Raw genomic sequence first — 21,178 nt, 5'->3', positions numbered from 1 at the left:
GTCTCCCCTGCGCGCATCGTGTCGCCAAGCCGCGCGGCGGTTGCTACAGAGCGGCCGCAAGAGGATGACCATGACGCGACCGGAGCCCGACACGGAAACGGCTGAGCCCGCACAGGCCCGGCTGATCGCCCATCTCGCGGCGGCCGGCTATGCGCCCGTGACGCCCCCGGTCCTTCAGCCGATCGAGCCGTTCCTCGAACTCTCCGGCGAGGACATCCGGCGGCGGATCTTCGTCACGCAGGATTCCGGCGGGGCCGAACTGTGCCTGCGGCCGGAATTCACGATCCCCGTCTGCCGCCTGCACCGCCAGCGGGCGGACGGGCAGGCGGCCGATTACAGCTATGCCGGGCCGGTCTTCCGCCTCACCGCCGGGGAGCCCGCCGAAATCGTCCAGGCCGGCATCGAATCGTTCGGCCGCACCGACACCCCGGCCGCCGACGCCGAGGTCCTGAGCCTCGCGCTCGAAGGGCTCGCCCTCCTCGGCCGGACGAGCCCGTCCGTCCGCCTCGGCGACATGGGGCTGACGGTGGCCCTCCTCGACGGCCTGGCCGTGCCGCCGGCCGCCAAGCGGCGCACGCTGCGGGCGCTGGCCGCCGGCCGCTCCCTCGACGCCGTGACCAATGGCGCGGAGGGCGCTCCCGGCGAGGACCGCCACGCTGGCCTGCTCGCGGCCATCCAGGGCCAGGACCCGCAGGGCGTGCGCGCCTTCGTGGAGGATGTGCTCGCCATCGCCGGCATCTCGGCGGTGGGCGGGCGCAGCGCGGGCGAGATCGCCGAGCGCTTCCTCGGCAAGGCGACGGCGCAGGCCAATGGGGGCGCCGGGCTCAACGCCGAAAACCGGGCGATCCTCGACCGCTACCGCGCGGTGACGGGCGATCCCGACGCAGCGGCCCGGGACCTGCGGGCGCTGGTCGCCGATGCGGGGGTGCGCCATGGGGCGCTCGACGCCGCCCTCGACCTGTTCGAGGAGCGCACCGGCTTCATCGCCGCGCGGGGGCTGCCGATCGAGAGCTTCCGCTTCCAGGGCGGCTTCGCCCGCAACCTCGACTATTACACCGGCTTCATCTTCGAGGTGTCCGAGGGGGACGGGCCGGTGCTGGTCGGCGGCGGGCGCTACGACGGCCTGCTCGCCCATCTCGGCAGCGCCGCGCCCTTGCCGGCGGTGGGCTGCACCTTCTGGATCGAACGGGCGACGGGAGCCGGGCGATGAGCGATGCCCTCGTGCTGGCGGTGCCCTCCAAGGGGCGCCTGCAGGAGAACGCCAACGCCTTCTTCGCCCGCGCCGGCCTCAAGCTGGCGCAGGGGGCGGGGGCGCGGGATTACCGCGGCAAGCTCGTCGGCGTGCCCGGCGTCGAGGTCCGCTACCTCTCGGCCTCCGAGATCGCGAGCCAGCTCGCCTCCGGCGCCGCCCATCTCGGCGTGACCGGCGAGGACCTGATCCGCGAGACCCTGCCCGACGTGCGCGGGCAGGTGGAATTGCTGACGCCGCTCGGCTTCGGCAACGCCACGGTGGTGGTGGCCGTGCCCCAGGCCTGGATCGACGTGCGGGTGATGGCCGACCTCGACGAGGTCGCCGCGACGATGCGCGTGCGCCACGGCCGCCGGCTCCGCGTCGCGACGAAATACGTGAACCTCACACGCCGGTTCTTCGCCGAGACCGGCGTGGCCGATTACCGGATCGTGGAAAGCCTCGGCGCCACCGAGGGCGCCCCGGCGGCGGGCTCGGCCGAGATCATCGTGGACATCACCACCACGGGGGCGACGCTCGCCGCCAACGCCCTGAAGATCCTCGACGACGGGATCATCCTGCGCTCGGAGGCGAACCTCGTCGCCTCCCTGAAGGCGAACTGGGGCGAGGCCCAGCGCGGGGCGCTACGTGCCGTGCTCGGCCGCATCAGTGCCGAGGAGCGAGCCCGCACCACCCGCGAGGTCCGCGCCGGCATGCCCGAGGCGGGCGCCATCGACCTCGCCACCCTGGCGGGCCTGCACGAGGCCGAATTGCCCTACGGCGCCCCGGAGGGTGCCGACGGCGAGATCGTCCTGCGCTGCCCCGAGGCCGGCGCCATCGACCTCGCCGAGGCCCTGGTCCAGGCCGGCGCGCGGGCGGTGAGCGTCCGCCGGATCGACTACGCCTTCGCGGCCGAGAACCCGCTGGCGGAGCGGCTGCTGGCGCGGCTGTGAGGTTGGACGGATCGCGGGATATCCCCTAAGATCATTCGGGATATCCCTCGAGGTGAGTCCGTGCCCCTCTACGTGAAGGATCCGCAGGTCGATGCTCTGGCCGACGAGCTGATGACGCTTAGGGGATCGACCAAGACCGAGGCCGTCCGGCAGGCCCTGCTCAACGAGATCGCGCGCGCCAAGGAGAGTGCGCGCACCCGTGGCGAGGCCGACCTCGTGGAGCGTACGCTCGCCTTCACGCGGCGCCTGTGGGCGCGCGCCGGCTCCGGCCAGCCCGCCGAGAAGGCCTTCATCGACAGCCTCTACGAGCGCGAATGATGTTCGTGGACGCGTCGGCGCTCACGGCGATCCTCACGGATGAGGAGGACGCCAGAAGGCTTGCGGCCGGGTTGATGCGCGCGGAACGACGGATCACGTCGCCGCTGGCGGTGTGGGAAGCGACGATCGCCGTCGCCCGCCGCCTGGGCCTTCCCCTCGGGGAGGTGCGGGAGGCCATCGCCGAGTATCTCGCCCTCGCCGGCATCGTGGTGATGGCCGTTCCCCCCGAGGTCGGGGACGGGGCGCTCGATGCGTTCGAACGCTACGGCAAGGGCCGGCACCGGGCCTCGCTGAATTTCGGCGATTGCTTCGCCTATGCCTGCGCCCACCATTATGGCGCGACGCTGCTCTTCAAGGGCAACGACTTCCCGCACACGGACATCGAGCCGGCCCTGGCGGAATAGGGGGCCCGTTGGGCTTCCCGCTCTACTGCGGCCCCTGCTTGGCGAATTCCGACAGCACCCCGCGCAGCACCTTGAGGCGCGCGTCGTAGGCGTTGCGCAGGCACTCCACGTCGGCGGCGCAGGTGCGGCGCTCGGTGAGCCAGGTTTCCTGGTCCTCGCGCAGCTTCGACTGGCCGCCCATCGGCAGCACCGCCTTCAGGATCTCGAACCGGGTCGCCATCTCGACGTCCCGGTCGTTGAGGGGAAGATGGGCGCAGATCGCCTTCTCGTCCGGGGCCTCGGCCTTGTCGCAGGCAAAGCTCGCCGCTTCGGCGGAGCCGCCGGCGAGGACGAGGAGGAAGGCGAGGGCGGAGGTCGTGCGGCGCATGGCCGATAACGGACGAGCCTGCCGGAGGCTCCCGGTCAGAAGCCCGGCTTCACCGTCGCCAGCACCACGATGACGATCATCAGCAGCGTCGGCACCTCGTTGATCACCCGGTAGAACTTGTGCCCCCGGGTGTTCCGGTCGGCGGCGAAGTCCTTGACCATCCGGGCGAGCCAGCCGTGGATGCCCGACATCGCCACCACCAGGGCGAACTTCGCCTGGAGCCAATGGGCGGCGTAGTAGCCGCTCATCCAGGCCAGCGTCAGCCCGAACACCCAGGTCGCGATCATGGCGGGCGTCATGATCGCCTTGAGCAGCCGCCGCTCCATGATCTTGAAGGTCGCCGATTGCGCCTCCGAGCCCGGCGGCAGGCTCGCGTGATAGACGAACAGCCGGGGCAGGTAGAGCATCGCCGCCATCCAGGCGATGAGGCTCACGATGTGCCCGGCCTTGATCCAGTCGTAGAGCACGCCCCTAGCCCCGCAGCCGGGCGAGCATCCGCTCGACATGGGCCACCGGCGTCTGCGGCGTGATCCCGTGGCCAAGGTTGAAGACGTGGGGCAAGCCCTGCACGGCCTCGCGGATGCCGTCCACGGCCGCGTCCAGGGCCGCGCCACCCTCGATCAGCGTTTCGGGGTGCAGGTTCCCCTGCGTGACCGTCGAGGCCGGTACGCGGCCCCGCAGGGCCTTCAGATCCACGCCCCAATCGACACCCACCGCGTCGGCGCCGGTCTCGGGCACCACGCGGGCATGGCCATCGAGGCCCGAGCCCCGGGCGAAGACGATAATCTTGGCGTCCGGCACTCGAGCGCGGACACCCGCGATCATCCGGGCGATGGGTCGGAGCGACCAGCGGGTGAGGGCGTCCGCCGTCGCCCCGCCCGGCAGGGCGCTCTCGGTGACGTCGCCCACCGGCTCGACCACGTCGGCAGAGACGGGGACCGCCCTCGGCAGGGTGCCGGCATGGGATTCGAAGATCTGCACGGCGTCGGCGCCGGCCTCGAGCTGGCGCACGAGGTAGTCGGTCTGCACCGTGACGAGGCGGTCGATCAGTTCGTCCACCAGCGCCGTGTCGCCCTCGGCGAGCGCCCGGGCGGGGGCGAGGTCCGGGGTGCCCCGGCCGCCGATCATGTAGCTCGCCACGGTCCACGGCGCGCCGCAGAAGCCGAGCAGCGTCGTCTCCGCCGGCAGTTCGGCCCGCAGCCGCGTCACCGTCTCGAAGACGGGGGCGAGGTGGGTCATCACCGCCCCGTCACCCGCCTCGCGCAGGCGCTCGAAGGCGGCGCGGTCGCTCAGGGGATCGAGGCGTGGGCCCTCGCCCTCCACGAAGCGCACGTCCTGGCCGAGGGCGTGGGGCACGACGAGGATGTCGGAGAACAGGATCGCCGCATCGAAGCCGAAGCGGCGGATCGGCTGGAGCGTCACCTCCACGGCGAAGTCGGGCGTGTAGCACAGGTCGAGGAAGGAGCCCGCCGTCGCCCGGGTGGCGCGATACTCCGGCAGATAGCGTCCCGCCTGGCGCATCATCCAGGCCGGAGGCGGCCAGACCGCCTCGCCCGAGAGCACCTTCAGCATCGTCCTGTCCGGTTGAACCGTCATGCGCTCCCGTACCCGTTTCTTCGCCAACCGGCCCGGTCGCGACGATCCCCAGGGGACCTCTCATAAAGAGAGAGAGAGAATCTTAGACTCTGTTTTTTCTCTTGGAGGCTGATGAGCGGGAGCGCAACCGTATCCACACCCGATCCCCGGTTCGGCGCCGTTAACGGAGCTTTAAAGGATTTGCGCGAAGATGATGGAAGAGGGTTCCTGCTCAAGGCCTTGCGCCGGGCGGTGAGCCGGTCCGGACCCTGCGTGTCCGGCTTTTCCCGAACCGGGTGCGGAATCCGCCCCGATTTGACGGCCTGTGTATGCAGGAGTCGATAGCCGGACGGGGTTCTGCTCTGGACCGGCCGACCGGGCCTGCCTATCCACACTTATCGACTCCCCGGCGGTCGCCGTTGGATAACCGAACCGGCCGGAGACGCCGCGTATGGGCCGCAGCTACTTCCACCTTCATCTCGTGTCGGATTCCACCGGCGAGACCCTCATCAATGTCGGGCGCGCGGCGGCGGCGCAGTACGAGGGCGTCTCGGCCATCGAGCACGTCTATCCCCTCGTCCGCTCCGCCTCGCAGCTGGAACGGGTGATCTCGGAGATCCGTGCCGCACCCGGCCTCGTGCTTTACACCCTGGTGGGGGGCGACCTCGGCCAGCGGCTGGAGATGGCGGCGCGGGAGTCGGGCTCGCCCTGCCTGTCGGTGCTGCAGCCGGTCCACGACCTGCTGCAATCCTACCTCGGCACGCAGAAGGCGGCGCGCCCCGGCGCCCAGCACATGCTGAACGCCGAGTACTTCAAGCGCATCGACGCGATGAACTTCACCCTCGCCCACGACGACGGCAACCTGCCGGAGGATCTGGAGGAGGCGGATGTCATCCTGCTCGGCGTCAGCCGAACCTCGAAGACGCCGACCTCGATCTACCTCGCCAACCGCGGCCTGAAGACTACGAACCTGCCCCTCGTGCCGGGCATGCCGATGCCGCCGGCCATCGAGGCGGCGCGCAAGCCCCTGATCGTCGGGCTGTTCGCCTCGCCGGAGCGGATCATCCAGATCCGCCAGAACCGGCTGTCGAGCCTGAACGCCGACGAGAGTTCGATGTATGTCGACCGCGAGGCGGTGGCCGACGAGATCACCGCCTCCCGGCGGCTGTTCATCAAGAACCGCTGGCCGACCATCGACGTGACGCGCCGGTCGATTGAGGAGACGGCCGCCGCCATCCTCGACCTGCATCGCGACCACCGGATGAAGTTCATCGCGGAATGATCCAGGGGCCTTGCCCCTGGACCCCACCAAAGGGCTTGCCCTTTGGGATCCCCGTCATGATCCGCTGAGCACCGTCCGCACCAGGGCCATGCCGGCGATCAGGCCAAGGAGACCACCCGCGACCGAGGCCAGGACGTAGCCCGCGGAGAGGGCCGTCTCGCCCCGCTCGTACAGGGCGATGGCATCGAGGGAGAAGGTCGAGAAGGTGGTGAAGCCGCCGAGCACGCCCGTCGTCAGGAGCAGACGGGCGGGGTGGCCCGCTGCGCCGTGCAGGGCGAAGCCTTCGGCCAGCACGCCCATCAGGAACGAGCCCAGCACGTTGATAAGGAGCGTCGCCAGGGGAAAGCCCAGGCCCGGCAGCGTCCGCGACACCGCCACGTTGAATCCATGGCGAAACCCGCCGCCGATCCCGGCGCCGAGGAAAACGATGAGGGTGTTGATCATGCCTGTCCCGTCCCGGTTGGACGGGCGGCCCGGCCGCGATGCGGGCACGCCCCCACCGCAGGCGGAAGCCGCCCTTGCGGTAGGAGCCATCAGCCCTGGCCGGTCATCCGGCAAGGCGGTTGTCGGGGAGCTCCATCCCCATCCCGTCGAGAGTTAACGCACGGACGGGACGAGGGAAAGGGCCCGCCCCTACGCCGCGACGGCGAAGTGGCTGCGCTGCTCGATCTGCGCGACGTAGAAATCCTCGATCACGTCCCGGACCACCTCCGCGAGGTCGGCGCCGCGATGCTCGTCGAGATGGATGTCGCTGCCGATCACCCGGCCGATATGCGCGCTGGCGCTCGAACCCGGCACGAGGCGCTCGTTGTAGCGCTGATGCAGGCCGGAAATAGAAATATAGTTCTTGCCGCCGAGTTCGGGGCCGTACTTGATCTTGATCTTCTGCTCGCTGTCGACCCCGCGCAGCTTGGCGCAGAGGGTGACGAAGTTGTCGGTGTCGATCAGCAACTCCGTCCCGGTGATGCAGCCATGGGCGTTGTGCTCCTCGTTCAGCACCTCGGCCATCAGGTTCAGCACCTCGATCACCGGCTGGAGGGCGCGGCTACCGTCATCCAGAAGCTTCTGCCGGAAGCCGTTGCTGCGGGCATCGGCGGCGGCGAGACGGGTGCGGAAACGGTCCTTGACTTCGGTGGTATGCGGCATCGGTTTAGTCCTCCGGGCGACAGCGAAAACGCGGACTCTTCGTCCGTTGGTGTTCGGTCTACGGAGCGAATGCAGTTGACGCAAGATAGTGCAAAATATTGATGCTTGCCCAAAACATGCTCAGGACTTGAGCGTTTGCTCAAAACCACGGCCTGCCTGAAAAAAAGGCAACATCATGCAGGTCCGTCGAGGGGCTTCAGCACGGGGGCGGGGCCGAAAGCCCGGCCGGGCTCGCTCTTCGTCAGGGCGCGGGCCAGGGCGACGAGGTCCGGCGTTGCGCCCCCGGTCGGGCCGTAGACGGCGCGGTCGAGGGCGGCCAGCGCCGCGCGGGTCTCGGGCCGCTCCCGCCAGCGGCGGGCGAGGGCGGGCATCGCGGCCTCGCCCGCCGCCACGGCGGCGCGGACGGCGTTGGCGTCGCCGGCCCGGGCGGCCCGGCGCAGGTCGCGGGCGATGGAGGGGGGTAGGCGCAGCGTCCCCCGTTCCCGGCGGAAGCCGAGGAGGGCGAGGCCGAGCCCGAAGGCCAGCACGCCCGCCGCCACGGCGATCAGCGCGGAGGCGGCGGCGCCCTTGGCCCCGTCGGTCTCCCGGTCGGGCAGGCCGCCGCCGATCTGGCGGGCGGGGATCTCGGCCTCGCGCATGGTGCGCGAGACCGTGTCGAACCACGGGATGGCGATGGCGTCGAGGGGGATCACCTCCGGCACGCCGGGCTTCACGTCCCAGACATAGGTGGCGCGGGCGACGGGGCCGGCGGGGGTGATGATGGTCTCGCGGACGACCGGCCCGGCGAAGGTGATGATGCCGCGCGTGCGCAGGACCGGCCGGGGCGGCAGGCCCTCGGCGAGCATCCCCTGCGCCTCCAGCACCACCGTCCGCCGCACGGTCTCGTAGATCTTCACCGTCTCCGGATCGCGGCTCCACGAATCGGTGATGCTCACGTCGCGGGCGGGGAGCCACCAGGGCTCCTTCGCGTCGGGGCCGCCGGTCGGGGCGGTCCAGGCTGCGACGGTGAAGGGGATCGGCTGCGAGCGCACGTCCACCACCTTGCGCTCGCCGACGTCGTTGACGGTCAGCCGGTGGACGAAGGGCTCGATGGTGAACGCGCCCGCATGGTGCGGGAAGATCGCCACCGTCCGGTCGAAGGCGATGGCGGTCTGGCCGTCGGGGAGGCGGGTCTTGCTCCAATGGTCGCGGCCGAGCTGCGTCCAGGTGAAGTTGGCGAGCGGCGGCTGGATCACCTCCTCCAGCAGGATCGGCTGCCGGTAGACCCCGTGGATCTTCAGGAGCACCATCTCGCGGGTGTAGGGCGCCGCCCCGCCGTTCAGTTCGGGCGTGACGGTGAGGGTGAGATCTCCGGGCTCCACCTCGGCGAGGGCGGGCAGCGACATCCCGGCCAGCAGCAACCCGGCGAGAAGCCCAACCCTCCCTCGCCGCCACCCGCGACTCCAGTCCCAAAAGATCACCATGGGTTGCTCCCGGCGGGCATGGCGGTGCCGGCCTCGACGCGGCGGGCCTGCTCGGCCTTGAGGCGGAGCTTGAGGTAGCGGCCGGGATCGTCGGGCAGGGTCTGGAGCCACAGGCGGTCGGGGCGGATCTCGTGCGCCTCGAAGCTCTTCGTCACCCGGCGGGCCTCGCGCTCGGGGGCCTCGGCGACCATGGCGGGGCCGGTGCCGGAGCGGCCGCGCCCGGCGGCGTCGCCCACCGAGCCGCGCGCCTTGCCGCCGGCCGAGTCGATGGCGGCCTGCTCGGAGCGCCCCCGCCGGGCGACGGCGCTGTTGCCGGGCAGCGAGGCGCTGCTGCTCGCTTCGCGGTTGCCGGCGAGGCCCTCGCCGCTGGACGAGGCGTTGACGTCGTCGTTCGGGTCCTGGTGGGCGGATTTGTTGTAGCGGGCGCCGTACTGCGCCGTGCCGTTGGCGATGCCGCCGCCGGGGCCGCGGTCGATCGCCTCTTCCAGCATCCGGGCGATCAGCGAGCGGTTGGCCTGGGCATCGGCGTCGCGGGGGTTGAAGCGCAGGGCCTCGTCGTAGGCGGCGATGGCACCCTGCAGGTCGCCGGAGCGGGCGAGCGCGTTGCCGAGGTTGTAGCTCGCCCGGCGCCCGCCGTTGCGGAACAGGGCGATGGCCTCGTCCAGCCGGCCCGCCTCGTAGAGGGCGGCGGCCCGCCATGCGGGGTCCTCGAACACCCGCGCGGCGAGGCCGGGCAGGTGGACGCTCATCAGCAGGCGCCCGACACCGGTTCGCGGCTGCGACAGGGCGACGAGGGTCACGATCCCCAGGCCGACGAGGACGAGCCCGCCGATCCGCGCACTCCTCCGCCACGCCGGCGGCAGGCCGAGAGTCCGGGGTGACACGAGGGCGGCCGGCATCAGGCGCTCCGTCGGAACAGCAGGAGGGCGGGCAGGGCCGCCAGGGCGAGCAGCCAACGCCCGAGGTCGGCGAAGGCGACGACGCCGTAGCCGCCGGCCGCGAGGTGCTGGGCGGTGGGCGCGGCCACGGCATCGAGCACGGGGGTCGCGGCGCGGATCTCGGCGCTGGTGCCGCCGCCCGCCGCCGCGAGGCGCTGGAGCGGGCCGGGATCCGGCTTCGGCACGCCCGGCGGCAGGGCCTTGGTGGCGGGGACGAACAGGGTGTCGAGGCGCCAGCCCCGGGCGCGGATCGCCCCGGCCTCGCGCAGGGCGGCCTCGCCGATGCCGTCGCCGTCGCTGATCAGCACCACGTCGGCGGCGATCACGTTGGCCTCGGCAAGGGTCCGGCTGGCGAGGGCGAGGCCGCGCTCCGGGTGGCTGCCCCGGTCGGGCACCGTGTCGGCGTCGAGGGAGAAGAGCGTGGTGCCGAGGCTGTCCCGGTCGGTGGTGGGCGAGGCGGCGAGGTAGGCGTCGCCGGCATAGATCACCAGGGCGACGGGGCGGGTGCCGGCGGCCTGCGCGACGGAGGCGGCGGCCTCGCGCACGCCCTGCAGGTTGCCGCCCTCGGCGACCGAGCGCGACAGGTCGACGACGAGGATCGTCTCGTCGAGGTTGCGGAACGTGCCGGTGTCCCGGCGCTCCACCGCCGGGCCGGCGAGGCCGAGGACGAGCCCCGCCGCGCAGAGCCCCGCCGCGAGGTTGGCGCCGCGCTTGCCGCCGAGCACCGATCCGGTGCGCGAGAGGTAGGCCATCAGGGCGGGATCGACCTCCCGGCCCCAATCGCCGAGCGGCGCCGCCCGGCGCACGGCATAGAGCGCTAGGGCGACGACGACGGGGAGCGCCACGAGCCACCACGGCCGCAGGAGGGTGAGGCCGGCGAGCGTCATGCGCTCCTCCGCACGGCGAGCAGCCCCACGGCGAAGGCCAGCGCCAGGGCGCCCGGCCACACCCACAGATCCTTGCGCAGGGGCAGCGGCGGGGGCGGGGTGCGTCCGCCCTCCAGGGTGTCGATGGCCTGCGCCACGGTGACGAGGTCGTCCGTGGTCTTCACCCGGAAGAAGTGCCCGCCGCTCGTCTCGGCCATGGCCTTCAGGGTCTCGCTGTCGACCACGTCCTGCTCGCCGTCGGCGTTGGCGAGGTCGCGGGGGCCGAGCGCGATGGTGTAGACGCGCACGCCGATCTCCTTGGCGAGGTCGGCCACGTCCTTCGGCGCGGTCTGGCCGGCGTTGTTGGCGCCGTCCGAGAGCAGCACCACCGCCTTGGTCGCGGCGGGGCGCCCCTCGGGAATGTTCGCGTCGCGCGGGTCGAGGCGGCGCAGCGCGAGGCCGAGCCCGTCGCCGATGCCGGTGGAGCGGCCGGAAATGCCGATCGTCGCCTCCTCCAGGGCGCGGGCGACGGAGGCGGTGTCGAAGGTCAGCCCGGCGGCGACGTAGGCCTGGTCCGCGAACAGGACGAGGCCGATCCGGTCCCCCGCCCGGCGGCGGATGAAGTCGGCGCCGACGCGCTTCACCGCCGCCAGCCGGCTCACGGTCTCGCCGTCGAGGGAGAAGTCGCGCCGCTCCATGGAGCCGGAGAGATCCATGGCGATCATGATCTCGCGCCCCGAAGCCGGGAGCGCGGCCGAGGGCATCACCACCCGCGGCCCGCTGAGGGCGGCGACGAGGCAGATCCACAGGCCCCAGACCAGGGCGGCCCGGCGGCGGCCGCGACCGGCGCCCTCGTGGCCGGTGCCCGTGCTCGCGGCGAGCGTGCCGGGCACGCGCAGGGCGCCGCCTTCCACCTGCTCGCGGGGCAGGAGCCGCGCGGCGAGGAGCGGCAGCGGCAGGGCGAGGAGCAGCCAGGGGGCCGCGAGGTCGAAGCCGGAGACGAAGGCGGCGAGCCAACCGGGCATCATGCCTTGAGCCTCCCGATCAGCCGGGTCAGCTCCGCGTCGAGGAGCGCGGGGTCGGGCACTTCGCGCCGGTAGAGCCCGTCCACCAGCACGCGCCCGGCGCCGGCGGTGAAGAAGTCGGTGCGCAGACGCGCGTCGAGGCGCGCGGCCCAAGGCGCGCCGTGGGCGGAGGCGGCCTCGTCGCCGTCGAGGGTGCGCACGAGGCGGCGCAGCAACCGCGCCTGGGCGAGGATCCTTTCCGCCGGGGGCAGCACGCGGCTTCCGGCGAGGTCGGCGAGCGCCGCCCGGCGGACGCTGGCCCGGACCCGGCTCACCACGACACGCAGCAGGCCGACGAGGAGGGCGGCGCCGAAGCCGAGGATCAGCGCCAGCAGGATCTCCCCGGGCACGGGGCCGCTCGCGCCGCCCGGCAGGTGCAGGCCGCGCAACTGGTCGAGGGTCGCGGGGGCGTCGGCGGGGGTCACGGGCGGCCCCGCGCGGTCTCAGAGCACGGCATCGAGCCGCTCCATCAGCGGCGCGTAGGCCTCCGGTCCCGCCTCCACGTCGAGGCGCAGGCCGGCCATGCCGCGCGCGGCGTAGTCCGCGAGGCGGGCATCGAGCATCCGCTCGCCCGTGCCGTCGGCCCGGAGCGAACCCCGCCGCCCGTCCGAGAGGGCGAAGGGGAAGAAGCCCGGCCGCCGGGCGCGTTCGAAGGCGTCGCTCACCAGCAGGAGGCGCACCGAGACCCGCTCGGCGACGAGGCCGAGCAGGCGCTCAAAATCGGGGCCGGGGGCGTCGAGGGCGCTGGCGATCACGAGATGCCCGCCCGACGGCAGGAGGCTCGCGGCGATGCCGAGCAGGGGTTCGAGGGGCGGGTCCTCCGCCCGCGCCGCCTCCAGGGCCTGGGCGTGGGCCACCGCGAGGGCGCCGGTCACGGAGGCCATGGCGCGCTCGCCCCCCGCCGGGCGCAGGACGGTGGGCTCACCCGAGGCGGTCGCCACGGCGAGGCCGACGCGCCCGCCATCGGCGACGATCCGCCAGCCGAGGAGGGCCAGCGCCTCGGCGGCCGCGACCGAGCGGAGCGTCCGCTTCGTGCCGAACAGCATGGAGGGCCGGAAATCCGCGAGCAGGATCACCGCCCGGTCGCGCTCGTCGTGGTGGGTGCGCACGTGCAACTGCCCGGTGCGGGCGGTGGCGTTGCGGTCGATGTGGCGGCGGTCGTCGCCCTCGGCCCAGAGGCGCACGTCCTCCGGCTCGGAGCCCCGGCCCCGCCGCTTGGTGACGATGCCCCCCGGCAGGCCGGCGAGGGTGCGGGTCACGGGCGCCGCGCCCCGCCGGGCGAGGTGGCGTAAGCCCATCAGCGCCTCGCCCGAGAGGTGGATCACAGGATCCCGGGTGGGATCTCGGGACGGTGCCACTGTCCCTCGGCTCAAAGGGCCTTCACCCGCCGCACGAGGTCGTCGATCAGCCCCCGGGCGGTCTTGCCCTCGGCGGAGGCCCGCCAGGTCAGGCCGATCCGGTGGGACAGGGCGTCCCGCGCCAGCTCGGTGATGTCCTCGGGGATGACGTGGTCGCGCCCGCGCAGCCACGCCCGCGCCTTGCCGGCCATCATCAGGGCGAGCGTCCCGCGCGGCGAGGCCGGGTGTTCGATGGCGCCGCGCAGGTCCGGCGCGGCCTCGTCGGTGCGGGTCGCCGCCACGAGGCGCACGAGATAGTCCTTCAGCGCCGGGGAGACGTAGGTGGCGAGTGCCGCCTCGCGGGCCGCGCGCACGTCCTCCATCGACAGGCGGATCGGCATCGGCGCGATGCGGTGGGTGATCTCGCCCTCCACGAGGTCGAGGATCGCCCGCTCGGAAGCCGCGTCGGGCATGTCCACCACGACGTGGAGCAGGAAGCGGTCGAGCTGCGCCTCGGGCAGGGGGAAGGTGCCCGCGTGCTCGATCGGGTTCTGGGTGGCCACCACCATGAACGGGTCGTGCAGGCGGTGGGTCTCGCCGGAGACCGTCACCTGCCCCTCGGCCATGGATTCGAGCAGCGCCGACTGCACCTTGGGGGGGGCTCGGTTCACCTCGTCCACCAGCACCAGGGCGTGGAAGAGCGGGCCGGGCAGGAATTCGAAATGCCCGCTGTCCTGGCGCCACACGGTGGTGCCGGTGAGGTCGGCGGGCATCAGGTCCGGGGTGCACTGGATGCGGGCGAAGGAGCCGTCGAGCCCCTCGGCGAGGCGCTTCACCGCGCGGGTCTTGGCGAGGCCGGGCGCGCCCTCGATCAGCAGGTGGCCCCCGGTGAGGAGGCCGATGAGCAGCCGTTCCACGAGGCCGGAGGCGCCGATCAGGCCGGTCTCCAGCCCGTCGCGCAGGGCGAGCACCCGCCCGTGCAGGCCGGAGGGATCGGTTCCCGGCGAGGGGCGGTCGGCGAGGGCCGCGCCGCTCATGAGTGGATTGGTCCCGACAGGTCGGCGCAATCCGGCATCCTGCACGTCTCCTCGCGGCCGGGTCCCGTGTCGCGCACGGGCTCTCTCGAGCCGTCTCGGGTGTGCCCGCCGGGCGTGGGCCCGTCAATCCTGCGTGGGCCGGGCCGTTTGCGGGCATCGTGTCACGGTTTCTTCACAGGCGCGGAGGATGAGCGGGCCGCCATGCATGCCGCCTTCGCCTACGCCGACCTCCCCGAGCCGGTGAAATCCGCCCTCGGCCTCTTCGTGGCCTTCTGCCTCGGCACCTTCATCGGTGCCGAGCGACAGTACCGCCAGCGCACGGCGGGCCTGCGCACGGCGGTGCTCGTGGCGGTGGGCGCCTCGGCCTTCGTCGATCTCGGGATGCGCCTCACCGGCGGCGAGGGCGGCACCCGCACCGTGGCCTACGTGATCTCCGGCATCGGCTTCCTCGGCGCCGGCGTGATCATGAAGGAGGGGATGAACGTGCGCGGCCTCAACACGGCCGCGACGCTCTGGTGCTCGGCGGCGGTGGGCGCCTTCGCCGGGGCGGACATGCCCCTGGAGGCGACCTTCGTCACGGCGACGGTGCTCGCCTGCAACACGGCCCTGCGGCCCCTCGTGAAGCTCATCGACCGCCTGCCGATCCGCGAATCGGAGACGGAGGCGACCTACGAGGTTCAGGTGACGACGGCGCCGGGCGCCACCGGGCCGGCGCAGGACCTGCTGATCGAGCGGCTGGAGGCGGCGAACTACCCCGTCAGCGCCATCGAGATCGAGGAGCGGGGCGAGGACGCGGTCGACGTCATCGCCACCCTAACGGCCAGCGCCGTCGAGGCGTCGGAGCTCGACGCGGTCACGGCCGAGTTGGAGAAGGCCCCCGGCATCCGCCACGCCACCTGGACCAGCCAGACGACGGCCGACTGAACCGGCTCAGCGGGGCGGCGTCAGCGGGCGGATGCGGCGCTCGACCACCACCGTCGGCCGGACGCGGCGCTCGACGATGACGGTGCGGGGCGCGCGGCTCGGGCTCGCGTGGCTGAGGATACGCTCGGGCGCCCGCTCCGGCTTGGCGCGCTTGGCGGCCAGCACATGCGGGCGGACCTCGTCGGCGGGAAGGCCGATCAGCCCGGCGGCGATCTCCACCTGCTGCTCGACATCGTCGGCCAAGTCCTGGGCGGCGGCCACCGCCTCGACGATCGTCGGCGGCTCGCGGCGCACCCGGATCGGCGGAAGGTCGGCGAAGCTCTTCTGTGTCTTCTTCACGGGACGACTCGCGGTCTTCATGCCTCAAGCATAGCGCGCCCGAGGCTGGTTGTGCAGTGCATCAAACGATGGTGATCGGATGGGTCGCCCGCGCTGGGAACGGCCCGTGGCATGGACGGATGGCCCCCGACGGGGCATCCCGGCGCGACGGCATGCCGCATGAATGGCGGGCCGCGCCCGCGGGGCTCCGATCCATCGAGCCGGCGGGTGGCGCCCGCGTTTCGCGTTAACCCGGCAGGGCCTATCCTACGCCCATGACCCTGCCGTTCGATCCGCGCCTCACGCCCGCCCGGCCGCATCTGGCGGATGCCGCCCTGCGTGGGCAGGTCGAGGCCGCACGCTTCGTCACGGGGCAGGCGCGGCGCGTCGTCGTCCCCTCCGCCCCCCTGCGGCGGACGCCCTCGGACGCCTCCGGCACCGAGACCGAGGCCGTGCTGGGCGACGCCGTCACCTTCTACGCAGAGGAGGACGGGCACGCCTTCGTCCAGCTCACGCGCGACGGCTATGTCGGCTACCTGCCCGTCGGCAGCCTCGGCCCGGCCGATCCGGAGCCGACCCATGTGGTCACGGCTCTGCGCAGCTTCCTCTACCCGGCGCCGGACCTGAAGCGGCCGCCGCGCGGCCATCTCGGCCTCGGCGCCCGCCTCACCGCGACCGGACGGGAGGGCGACTATCTCGCGACGCCGGGCGGCTTCGTCTTCGCCGCCCATTGCCGGGAAGCGGGTTTCACCGCCCCCGACTTCGTCGGCACCGCCGAGCGGCTCGTCGGCACGCCCTATCTCTGGGGCGGGCGCACGAGCCTCGGGCTCGACTGCTCCGGGCTGGTGCAGCTCTGCCTGCACCTCGCGGGCCGCGACTGCCCCCGCGACGCCGACATGCAGGAGCGCGGCCTCGGCACCGACCTGCCCAACGATCCCGCCGGGCTGCGACGCGGGGATCTGGTGTTCTGGCGCGGCCATGTCGGGATGATGCGCGACGCCACCACCCTCCTCCACGCCAACGGCCACCACATGGCGGTGGCGGTGGAGCCCCTGGCGGAGGCGCGGGCGCGCATCCTGGCCAACAGCTACGGCCCCGTGACATCCTTCCGCCGGCTGGCGCCAGGAACCGCCGCCCCGGCGGACCCGTTCCAATGTCAAGTTCGCAAACCCGGAGACCCGGAATGACTGGCACTCGACTCGGCCTCGCCCTCGGCGGCGCCCTCCTCGTCCTTCTGCCCGGCGCGGCCCTCGCGCGCGGCGGCGGTGGCGGCGGCGATGCGGGCAGCGGCCTCTCGCCCTACGCGGCGCTCAGCGGCAACGACCGCTCGGCCGGCGTCAACAACGGCAATTACCGCGATCCGGGCTACGACTCCTACCTGCAGACCTATGCGCCGGATGCGGCCTCCCGTTACGTGGTGCCCCCCGGCCCGCAGCCCGAGCCGGCCGGCCGCCTGCGGATGCGGCCCTATTACGGCTACCCGTACTGAGATCGGCGACGGCGCGGGCGGCTCACCGGGGCCGCCCGCCCTTCACTCCTCCGCCTTGTCCAGGCCCTTCCCCGGCTCCCTGGCGGGCGGGGCGGCCTTGTGCATCGCCTGCAAAGTCCATTCGCCGCCGGAGGGCTTGCAGCCCGTGCCGCGCACGAAGCGGCTCTTCTCCGAGCCGATGACCGAGGCGAGGAAGTTCCGGCAGATCCGGTCGTCCGCCACGTAGGGCAGGCCGGTCGGGTTCACCGAGCCGTGCATCCCGGAATCGGGGTTGTCCCACTTCACCGGGCGGCCGTTGCCCTGCGGATCGAGGGCGACCGTCAGCGCGGCCTGCGCCCGCCGCCAATCCTCGCCGTTGAGGTCCGGCCCGAAGGTCTTGGGCGGCGCGATGCTGCCCGTCGTCAGGGGCTCCTCGACGGCGGCGGACGCCGTCGGCTCCGGCGTGCCCCGGAACAGCAGCAGCGGCTGGCTGCACCCCCCGAGGACGACGCCCAGGCACAATGCAGCCCCCGCCGGAACGAGGGTCCGGAGACCTTTACAGTGACGCGAGACCATCAGACCATCACACCTGACTCAACGGCGGTCTTTTGCGTTCGACGGACGCGCCGTTGCCCCCTCAGGCCCCGGACGTGGCAGGCAGGAGTCTTCCCTTGAACGAGTTAACGATCGGTGGCCCGGCTCCCGTCATCCCGGAAGATTTCACCCGCGCCGAGAACCCGGTCACCCTGTTCGCGGCCTGGATGAAGGAGGCCGAGGCCACGGAGCCGAACGATCCGAACGCCATGGCCCTGGCCACGGCCGGCAGCGACGGCCTGCCCGACGTGCGGGTGGTGCTGCTGAAGGCGTTCGATGAGCGCGGCTTCGTGTTCTACACCAACACGCAATCGACCAAGGGCGAGGAACTGGCCGCGAACCCGCAGGCCGCCCTGGTCCTGCACTGGAAAAGCCTGGGGCGGCAGATCCGTGCGCGGGGCCCCGTCGAGCGCGTGACCGACGCGGAGGCCGACGCCTATTTCGCGAGCCGCCACCGGGAAAGCCGCATCGGCGCCATCGCGAGCCAGCAATCGCGGCCCGTCGCGGACCGGACGGCGCTGATGGACGCCGTCGCCGCCGTGACGGAGCGGGTCGGCGACGGGCCAGTGCCGCGCCCGCCGCACTGGACGGGCTTCCGCATCCTGCCGAGCAGCATCGAGTTCTGGCGGAACGGCGAGTTCCGCCTGCACGACCGGGTGCGGTTCGTGCGCGACGGCGCGGGCTGGCGGGGCACGCGCCTCTACCCGTGAGGCATGAAAAAAGCCCCAGCCGGGCGGCCGGGGCTTTCTCGTCTGTGGGATGTCCGGAGGATCAGTCCTCGGACTCGGCCTTCTTCTCGGCCTCGTCCTCGGCGGCTTCGGCCTCAGCCTCGGCCTTCTCCTCGGCGGCCTCGGCGGACTGCGCCTCGGCGATCGCGGCCTCCTCGGCCTCGACCTCGGCGCCCAGCACCGTCGGCGGGACGATGTTGGCGACCGGATCGGTCGACTCGCCGGTGTAGGCGCCGGCCGGGATCTTGATGTCGGAGACGTGGATCACGTCGCCGATCTGGCGGCCGGTCAGGTCGACCTCGATGGCGTCCGGGATCTGGTCCGGGGCGACGTCGAGCTCGAGGGTGTGGTGCGAGATGTTGAGGGTGCCGCCGCCCTGCTTGATGCCCGGGGCCGCGTCCTCGTTGACGAAGTGCACCGGCACGGCGACCGTCACGGTCTGGCCCGAGACGACCCGCAGGAAGTCGACGTGCATCGGCACGCCGGAGACCGGATCGAGCTGGAAGTCGCGCGGGATGGCGCGCAGCTTGCGGCCGCCCACGGCGATCTCGAACACGGTGGTCTTGAACCCGCCGGCATAGATCAGTGTGCGGGCCCGGATGAGGTCGATGGCGATGGAGACCGGCGGCTGGCCCGCGCCGTAGATGACGGCGGGAATCTGGCCCTGGCGACGAACGGCCCGGGCGGCCCCCTTGCCGACCCGGTCGCGTGCCACGGCCTCAAGCGACTTGATGGCGCTCATAGGCGTGATCCTTCAGATAGCTGGAGCCAGAACGCGAAAAAGCCGCCCGAAGCGGACGGCTCAAGCCTTCCCGGCGCGCCCCTGCCTCCAAGGGTGTCTCGGGGGCGCGCCGTGGCGATACACAAATGAGCGCCGGAAGGCAATCGGCGGTGGCCTAGCGCATCCCGTGCCGGGCCAACTCTTCCGGCACCAGCTCTGCCGCCTGCAGGCGCAGGAGGATCGCGTCGAGATCGACCGGCCGCGCGTCGCAGGCGTCGATGCCCACGTCGCAGGAGCGGCTGGTGTCGGGGAGCCAGCCGTGGCTGTGGCCGAAGAGGTGGAGCGTCTCGCGCCACAGTCCGGGCCAGGCACGGTGCGCGTAATGCGACAGGAACAGGCGCCGGTCGCGGCCGGTCCCGTCCGTCACGGTGAGGCGCATGCTCTCCACGGGGGGCGCGGCCCAGGGCAGGTCGAGGATGCGGTTCGAATCGTGGTTGCCGCGCACGAGGTGCTTCACCCCATGCAACCGCGAGAACACGTCCGCGCAGCGTTCCCGGCTCGCCTCCACGGCGAAGTCGCCAAGGTGCCAGACCGTATCCTCCGGCCCGACGACCGCGTTCCAGGCGGCGATCAGCGCCTCGTCATGGGCCTCCACCGTGCCGAAACGCGCGCGGGCGTGCCTCAGGACATGCGGATCGCCGAAATGGGTGTCGGCGGTGAAGTAGGTCGCCATCGGCTCCGGCTGTTCGCTCCGTCCCGGACGAGGTGGAGCCCGGGGCGCGGCCCGCAAGGCGAAAAAAAGACAGCGGCTTAAAGTCTCGCGCAGTCCCGCCGCCGCAGACGAAGCGGCACGGCAGAAAATCCTAACGAAAACGAATCACGTCGGGGCGATCTGTCAAGAACTGTCCCGCTTGTGACACGCGCGCTACAATGGCCAAGCTTGGTCCGCGGCGTCGCGGTCCGGTCCAGGCGTTCGTTGAAGCCACAAGGGGAAGCGAAGACCCATGCAGAACTTCACCGTAACCGACCGAGAACGCGACACCGTCCTCGCCGCTTTGCGCTACTACCAATTCTACCGGATGCAGGGTCACCCCTTCGACCCGCGCCAGGACCACCTGATCGACACCATCGCCGGCCAGACCGGCGACGCCCTGGATCTCACCGAGATCGACGACCTCTGCGCCGGCCTCGCCGGCAATCCGCACGCGCTCGCCGTCAACGCGGCCTGACCGGACGCCTGTCGGGGCTCGGCCCCGACACCCTCCGCCCTCGATCGGACACGATCGCATCGCACGGGCGGACGATGCCGACTCTGCACGTCTGCCCGCTCTCGCGCCTGCCCGACACCGTCCTCGCGACGGGCGCGCGCCATCTCCTCACCCTCGTCACCGTCGGGATGCCCGTCGAGCGCCCGGCCGCGATTCCGCCTGAGAACCACGCGCGGATCGGCGTGAGCGATATCGCCGCACCGCAGGCGGGCCATGTCCTGCCCGGCGAGGAGCATGTGGCGGCGCTCCTCGCCTTCATCCGCGTGTGGCCGCGGGAGACGCCGCTGGTGATCCACTGCTACGCCGGCATCAGCCGCTCGCCGGCCGCCGCCTACATCGCCGCCTGCGCCCTGGCGCCGGAGCGGGACGAGGGCGCCATCGCCGATGCCTTGCGCGCCGCCTCGCCTTCGGCCACCCCCAACCGGCTGTTCGTGGAGATCGCGGACCGGCTGCTCGGGCGCGACGGCAGGATGGTCGCCGCCATCGCGCGAATCGGGCGCGGCGCCGACGCCTTCGAGGGCACGCCCTTCGTCCTCGCCCTGGACTGACACGGCCCGGAGCGGGTGTGGCGCAAACGCGCCCGTTCCGGGCAAAAGCGGCGGATGGCGGGCCCGGCTTCGGCCGGGCCGGGTTGTCCCCGCTTCGCAAGCCGCCTTAGAACCGGACAAAGGATGAGTCAGGGATGACCGCAGAGACACCAGCGACCGACCCGTCGATCGAGGCCCTGCCGTTCGAGAAGGCCCTGGAGCATCTCGAAGAGATTGTGCGCAAGCTCGAGCGCGGCGACGTGCCGCTCGACGAATCGGTGGCGATCTACGAACGCGGCGAGGCACTGAAGCGGCGCTGTGAGGCCCTGCTCAAGCAGGCCGAGGCGCGGATCCAGCGGATCACTCTCACCGCCGATGGGCGGGCGGAGGGTGTGGCGCCCCTCGATGTGTCGTGAAGTCTCGGGTCGGTCCCGTGGGAAATGAGGTTGTGACCGTGGCGATCACCCCTGAGCAATCAGCGTTGCTGGATCGTGTGAACGAGCCGTCGGATCTGCGGACGGTGCCGGAAGGCGAGCTGCAGGCCGTGGCCGATGCCGTGCGCGCCGAGATGATCGACGCCGTGTCCATCACCGGCGGCCATCTCGGCTCGGGGCTGGGCGTCGTCGAACTCACCGTCGCCCTGCACCATGTG

The 21,178-nt window shown here is 72.2% G+C and carries 29 protein-coding genes and 1 riboswitch; of the genes, 13 read left to right on the top strand and 16 right to left on the bottom strand.

Annotated features, from left to right (window positions below; translation table 11 throughout):
• Positions 1-70: 70 nt before the first annotated feature.
• The 4 genes from MKK52_RS20765 to MKK52_RS20750 are packed head-to-tail and all read left to right on the top strand — an operon-like array spanning position 71 to position 2,903.
• Entirely contained in the window at positions 71-1,210 is a 1,140-nt protein-coding gene (locus MKK52_RS20765) for an ATP phosphoribosyltransferase regulatory subunit (RefSeq protein WP_243957160.1), read from the top strand.
• A complete protein-coding gene (gene hisG / locus MKK52_RS20760; protein ID WP_243957158.1) occupies positions 1,207-2,181 on the top strand; it encodes an ATP phosphoribosyltransferase in 975 nt (324 codons plus the stop codon). Before MKK52_RS20765 ends, hisG begins: the two co-directional genes overlap by 4 nt.
• A 60-nt stretch (positions 2,182-2,241) precedes the next feature.
• On the top strand, positions 2,242-2,499 hold the full coding sequence (locus tag MKK52_RS20755; protein ID WP_243957156.1) for a type II toxin-antitoxin system VapB family antitoxin: 258 nt from the start codon (positions 2,242-2,244) through the stop codon (positions 2,497-2,499).
• Positions 2,499-2,903: a type II toxin-antitoxin system VapC family toxin gene (locus MKK52_RS20750; RefSeq protein ID WP_243957247.1), complete on the top strand. Its 405-nt coding sequence runs from the start codon at positions 2,499-2,501 to the stop codon at positions 2,901-2,903. Before MKK52_RS20755 ends, MKK52_RS20750 begins: the two co-directional genes overlap by 1 nt.
• A gap of 22 nt (positions 2,904-2,925) precedes the next feature.
• Here MKK52_RS20750 and MKK52_RS20745 read toward each other — a convergent pair whose 3' ends face one another.
• The 3 genes from MKK52_RS20745 to MKK52_RS20735 are packed head-to-tail and all read right to left on the bottom strand — an operon-like array spanning position 2,926 to position 4,866.
• Positions 2,926-3,270, bottom strand: coding sequence for a lysozyme inhibitor LprI family protein (locus MKK52_RS20745; RefSeq protein ID WP_243957154.1), 345 nt, complete (start codon positions 3,268-3,270; stop codon positions 2,926-2,928).
• 35 nt (positions 3,271-3,305) lie between these two features.
• Complete coding sequence (hemJ, locus tag MKK52_RS20740; protein ID WP_243957152.1) at positions 3,306-3,737, bottom strand: protoporphyrinogen oxidase HemJ; 432 nt, start codon at positions 3,735-3,737, stop codon at positions 3,306-3,308.
• A gap of 4 nt (positions 3,738-3,741) precedes the next feature.
• Positions 3,742-4,866: a uroporphyrinogen decarboxylase gene (locus tag MKK52_RS20735; RefSeq protein ID WP_243957150.1), complete on the bottom strand. Its 1,125-nt coding sequence runs from the start codon at positions 4,864-4,866 to the stop codon at positions 3,742-3,744.
• Between the two features lie 430 nt (positions 4,867-5,296).
• Here MKK52_RS20735 and MKK52_RS20730 point away from each other — a divergent pair, with 430 nt between their 5' ends.
• On the top strand, positions 5,297-6,127 hold the full coding sequence (locus MKK52_RS20730) for a pyruvate, water dikinase regulatory protein (protein WP_243957148.1): 831 nt from the start codon (positions 5,297-5,299) through the stop codon (positions 6,125-6,127).
• A 54-nt stretch (positions 6,128-6,181) separates the two neighbouring features.
• Here MKK52_RS20730 and crcB read toward each other — a convergent pair whose 3' ends face one another.
• From crcB to MKK52_RS20685, 9 genes are all read right to left on the bottom strand, one after another.
• Positions 6,182-6,571: a fluoride efflux transporter CrcB gene (crcB, locus tag MKK52_RS20725; RefSeq protein ID WP_243957146.1), complete on the bottom strand. Its 390-nt coding sequence runs from the start codon at positions 6,569-6,571 to the stop codon at positions 6,182-6,184.
• A 73-nt stretch (positions 6,572-6,644) separates the two neighbouring features.
• Positions 6,645-6,720: riboswitch (Fluoride riboswitch) on the bottom strand.
• 40 nt (positions 6,721-6,760) lie between these two features.
• Positions 6,761-7,273, bottom strand: coding sequence for a hypothetical protein (locus MKK52_RS20720; protein ID WP_243957145.1), 513 nt, complete (start codon positions 7,271-7,273; stop codon positions 6,761-6,763).
• Positions 7,274-7,446: 173 nt separating this feature from the next.
• Positions 7,447-8,736 carry a hypothetical protein gene (locus MKK52_RS20715; RefSeq protein ID WP_243957142.1) on the bottom strand — a complete coding sequence of 430 codons (1,290 nt, stop codon included), beginning with the start codon at positions 8,734-8,736 and terminating at the stop codon, positions 7,447-7,449.
• Positions 8,730-9,635 carry a tetratricopeptide repeat protein gene (locus tag MKK52_RS20710; protein WP_243957140.1) on the bottom strand — a complete coding sequence of 302 codons (906 nt, stop codon included), beginning with the start codon at positions 9,633-9,635 and terminating at the stop codon, positions 8,730-8,732. Before MKK52_RS20710 ends, MKK52_RS20715 begins: the two co-directional genes overlap by 7 nt.
• Positions 9,635-10,561 (bottom strand): vWA domain-containing protein, encoded by a 927-nt coding sequence (locus tag MKK52_RS20705; RefSeq protein WP_243957138.1) that lies wholly within the window; start codon positions 10,559-10,561, stop codon positions 9,635-9,637. Before MKK52_RS20705 ends, MKK52_RS20710 begins: the two co-directional genes overlap by 1 nt.
• A complete protein-coding gene (locus MKK52_RS20700; protein ID WP_243957245.1) occupies positions 10,558-11,565 on the bottom strand; it encodes a VWA domain-containing protein in 1,008 nt (335 codons plus the stop codon). Before MKK52_RS20700 ends, MKK52_RS20705 begins: the two co-directional genes overlap by 4 nt.
• Positions 11,565-12,029, bottom strand: coding sequence for a DUF4381 family protein (locus MKK52_RS20695; RefSeq protein WP_243957135.1), 465 nt, complete (start codon positions 12,027-12,029; stop codon positions 11,565-11,567). Before MKK52_RS20695 ends, MKK52_RS20700 begins: the two co-directional genes overlap by 1 nt.
• 18 nt (positions 12,030-12,047) lie before the next feature.
• Positions 12,048-12,902 (bottom strand): DUF58 domain-containing protein, encoded by an 855-nt coding sequence (locus MKK52_RS20690; protein WP_243957243.1) that lies wholly within the window; start codon positions 12,900-12,902, stop codon positions 12,048-12,050.
• Between the two features lie 71 nt (positions 12,903-12,973).
• Positions 12,974-13,978: an AAA family ATPase gene (locus MKK52_RS20685; protein WP_243957133.1), complete on the bottom strand. Its 1,005-nt coding sequence runs from the start codon at positions 13,976-13,978 to the stop codon at positions 12,974-12,976.
• A 201-nt stretch (positions 13,979-14,179) separates the two neighbouring features.
• Here MKK52_RS20685 and MKK52_RS20680 point away from each other — a divergent pair, with 201 nt between their 5' ends.
• Positions 14,180-14,902, top strand: a complete 723-nt coding sequence (locus MKK52_RS20680; RefSeq protein ID WP_243957131.1) for an MgtC/SapB family protein — start codon at positions 14,180-14,182, stop codon at positions 14,900-14,902.
• A gap of 6 nt (positions 14,903-14,908) precedes the next feature.
• On the opposite strand, the gene MKK52_RS20675 is transcribed toward MKK52_RS20680, so the two are convergent.
• Positions 14,909-15,241: a hypothetical protein gene (locus MKK52_RS20675; RefSeq protein ID WP_243957129.1), complete on the bottom strand. Its 333-nt coding sequence runs from the start codon at positions 15,239-15,241 to the stop codon at positions 14,909-14,911.
• A gap of 254 nt (positions 15,242-15,495) precedes the next feature.
• Between MKK52_RS20675 and MKK52_RS20670 the strand changes: the two genes are divergently transcribed.
• On the top strand, positions 15,496-16,407 hold the full coding sequence (locus MKK52_RS20670; protein ID WP_243957127.1) for an NlpC/P60 family protein: 912 nt from the start codon (positions 15,496-15,498) through the stop codon (positions 16,405-16,407).
• Positions 16,404-16,709 (top strand): hypothetical protein, encoded by a 306-nt coding sequence (locus MKK52_RS20665; protein WP_243957126.1) that lies wholly within the window; start codon positions 16,404-16,406, stop codon positions 16,707-16,709. The genes MKK52_RS20670 and MKK52_RS20665 overlap by 4 nt, the downstream gene beginning before the upstream one ends.
• A gap of 42 nt (positions 16,710-16,751) precedes the next feature.
• Here MKK52_RS20665 and MKK52_RS20660 read toward each other — a convergent pair whose 3' ends face one another.
• A complete protein-coding gene (locus tag MKK52_RS20660) occupies positions 16,752-17,264 on the bottom strand; it encodes an RT0821/Lpp0805 family surface protein (RefSeq protein ID WP_243957124.1) in 513 nt (170 codons plus the stop codon).
• 95 nt (positions 17,265-17,359) lie between these two features.
• Here MKK52_RS20660 and pdxH point away from each other — a divergent pair, with 95 nt between their 5' ends.
• Positions 17,360-17,992, top strand: a complete 633-nt coding sequence (gene pdxH / locus MKK52_RS20655; RefSeq protein ID WP_279597953.1) for a pyridoxamine 5'-phosphate oxidase — start codon at positions 17,360-17,362, stop codon at positions 17,990-17,992.
• A 61-nt stretch (positions 17,993-18,053) separates the two neighbouring features.
• On the opposite strand, the gene MKK52_RS20650 is transcribed toward pdxH, so the two are convergent.
• Positions 18,054-18,752, bottom strand: coding sequence for a 50S ribosomal protein L25/general stress protein Ctc (locus tag MKK52_RS20650; RefSeq protein WP_243957122.1), 699 nt, complete (start codon positions 18,750-18,752; stop codon positions 18,054-18,056).
• Between the two features lie 154 nt (positions 18,753-18,906).
• Positions 18,907-19,464: a metallophosphoesterase gene (locus tag MKK52_RS20645; RefSeq protein ID WP_243957120.1), complete on the bottom strand. Its 558-nt coding sequence runs from the start codon at positions 19,462-19,464 to the stop codon at positions 18,907-18,909.
• A gap of 271 nt (positions 19,465-19,735) precedes the next feature.
• On the opposite strand from MKK52_RS20645, the gene MKK52_RS20640 reads away from it, so the two are divergent.
• From MKK52_RS20640 to MKK52_RS20625, 4 genes are all read left to right on the top strand, one after another.
• Positions 19,736-19,960, top strand: a complete 225-nt coding sequence (locus tag MKK52_RS20640; RefSeq protein WP_243957119.1) for a hypothetical protein — start codon at positions 19,736-19,738, stop codon at positions 19,958-19,960.
• A gap of 74 nt (positions 19,961-20,034) precedes the next feature.
• Positions 20,035-20,547, top strand: a complete 513-nt coding sequence (locus MKK52_RS20635; protein WP_243957117.1) for a tyrosine phosphatase family protein — start codon at positions 20,035-20,037, stop codon at positions 20,545-20,547.
• Positions 20,548-20,681: 134 nt separating this feature from the next.
• A complete protein-coding gene (locus MKK52_RS20630) occupies positions 20,682-20,942 on the top strand; it encodes an exodeoxyribonuclease VII small subunit (RefSeq protein ID WP_243957115.1) in 261 nt (86 codons plus the stop codon).
• A gap of 38 nt (positions 20,943-20,980) precedes the next feature.
• Positions 20,981-21,178: 1-deoxy-D-xylulose-5-phosphate synthase N-terminal domain-containing protein (locus MKK52_RS20625; protein ID WP_279597966.1), on the top strand; the 198-nt coding region annotated here is incomplete at its 3' end.

The sequence above is a fragment of the Methylobacterium sp. J-067 genome (assembly GCF_022829465.1).
GTDB lineage: Bacteria > Pseudomonadota > Alphaproteobacteria > Rhizobiales > Beijerinckiaceae > Methylobacterium > Methylobacterium litchii.
This window is presented reverse-complemented; position numbering and strand designations above follow the sequence as displayed.

Coding starts and splice junctions, on each gene's coding strand:
- crcB (WP_243957146.1), bottom strand. CDS start 6,571: ATGATCAACACCCTCATCGTTTTCCTCGGCGCCGGGATCGGCGGCGGG.
- MKK52_RS20665 (WP_243957126.1), top strand. CDS start 16,404: ATGACTGGCACTCGACTCGGCCTCGCCCTCGGCGGCGCCCTCCTCGTC.
- MKK52_RS20700 (WP_243957245.1), bottom strand. CDS start 11,565: ATGCCCGGTTGGCTCGCCGCCTTCGTCTCCGGCTTCGACCTCGCGGCC.
- MKK52_RS20765 (WP_243957160.1), top strand. CDS start 71: ATGACGCGACCGGAGCCCGACACGGAAACGGCTGAGCCCGCACAGGCC.
- MKK52_RS20660 (WP_243957124.1), bottom strand. CDS start 17,264: ATGGTCTCGCGTCACTGTAAAGGTCTCCGGACCCTCGTTCCGGCGGGG.
- MKK52_RS20685 (WP_243957133.1), bottom strand. CDS start 13,978: ATGAGCGGCGCGGCCCTCGCCGACCGCCCCTCGCCGGGAACCGATCCC.
- MKK52_RS20745 (WP_243957154.1), bottom strand. CDS start 3,270: ATGCGCCGCACGACCTCCGCCCTCGCCTTCCTCCTCGTCCTCGCCGGC.
- MKK52_RS20715 (WP_243957142.1), bottom strand. CDS start 8,736: ATGGTGATCTTTTGGGACTGGAGTCGCGGGTGGCGGCGAGGGAGGGTT.
- MKK52_RS20750 (WP_243957247.1), top strand. CDS start 2,499: ATGTTCGTGGACGCGTCGGCGCTCACGGCGATCCTCACGGATGAGGAG.
- MKK52_RS20670 (WP_243957127.1), top strand. CDS start 15,496: ATGACCCTGCCGTTCGATCCGCGCCTCACGCCCGCCCGGCCGCATCTG.
- MKK52_RS20635 (WP_243957117.1), top strand. CDS start 20,035: ATGCCGACTCTGCACGTCTGCCCGCTCTCGCGCCTGCCCGACACCGTC.
- MKK52_RS20630 (WP_243957115.1), top strand. CDS start 20,682: ATGACCGCAGAGACACCAGCGACCGACCCGTCGATCGAGGCCCTGCCG.
- MKK52_RS20710 (WP_243957140.1), bottom strand. CDS start 9,635: ATGCCGGCCGCCCTCGTGTCACCCCGGACTCTCGGCCTGCCGCCGGCG.
- MKK52_RS20730 (WP_243957148.1), top strand. CDS start 5,297: ATGGGCCGCAGCTACTTCCACCTTCATCTCGTGTCGGATTCCACCGGC.
- hisG (WP_243957158.1), top strand. CDS start 1,207: ATGAGCGATGCCCTCGTGCTGGCGGTGCCCTCCAAGGGGCGCCTGCAG.
- MKK52_RS20720 (WP_243957145.1), bottom strand. CDS start 7,273: ATGCCGCATACCACCGAAGTCAAGGACCGTTTCCGCACCCGTCTCGCC.
- MKK52_RS20645 (WP_243957120.1), bottom strand. CDS start 19,464: ATGGCGACCTACTTCACCGCCGACACCCATTTCGGCGATCCGCATGTC.
- MKK52_RS20680 (WP_243957131.1), top strand. CDS start 14,180: ATGCATGCCGCCTTCGCCTACGCCGACCTCCCCGAGCCGGTGAAATCC.
- MKK52_RS20650 (WP_243957122.1), bottom strand. CDS start 18,752: ATGAGCGCCATCAAGTCGCTTGAGGCCGTGGCACGCGACCGGGTCGGC.
- MKK52_RS20735 (WP_243957150.1), bottom strand. CDS start 4,866: ATGACGGTTCAACCGGACAGGACGATGCTGAAGGTGCTCTCGGGCGAG.
- MKK52_RS20640 (WP_243957119.1), top strand. CDS start 19,736: ATGCAGAACTTCACCGTAACCGACCGAGAACGCGACACCGTCCTCGCC.
- MKK52_RS20690 (WP_243957243.1), bottom strand. CDS start 12,902: ATGGGCTTACGCCACCTCGCCCGGCGGGGCGCGGCGCCCGTGACCCGC.
- MKK52_RS20705 (WP_243957138.1), bottom strand. CDS start 10,561: ATGACGCTCGCCGGCCTCACCCTCCTGCGGCCGTGGTGGCTCGTGGCG.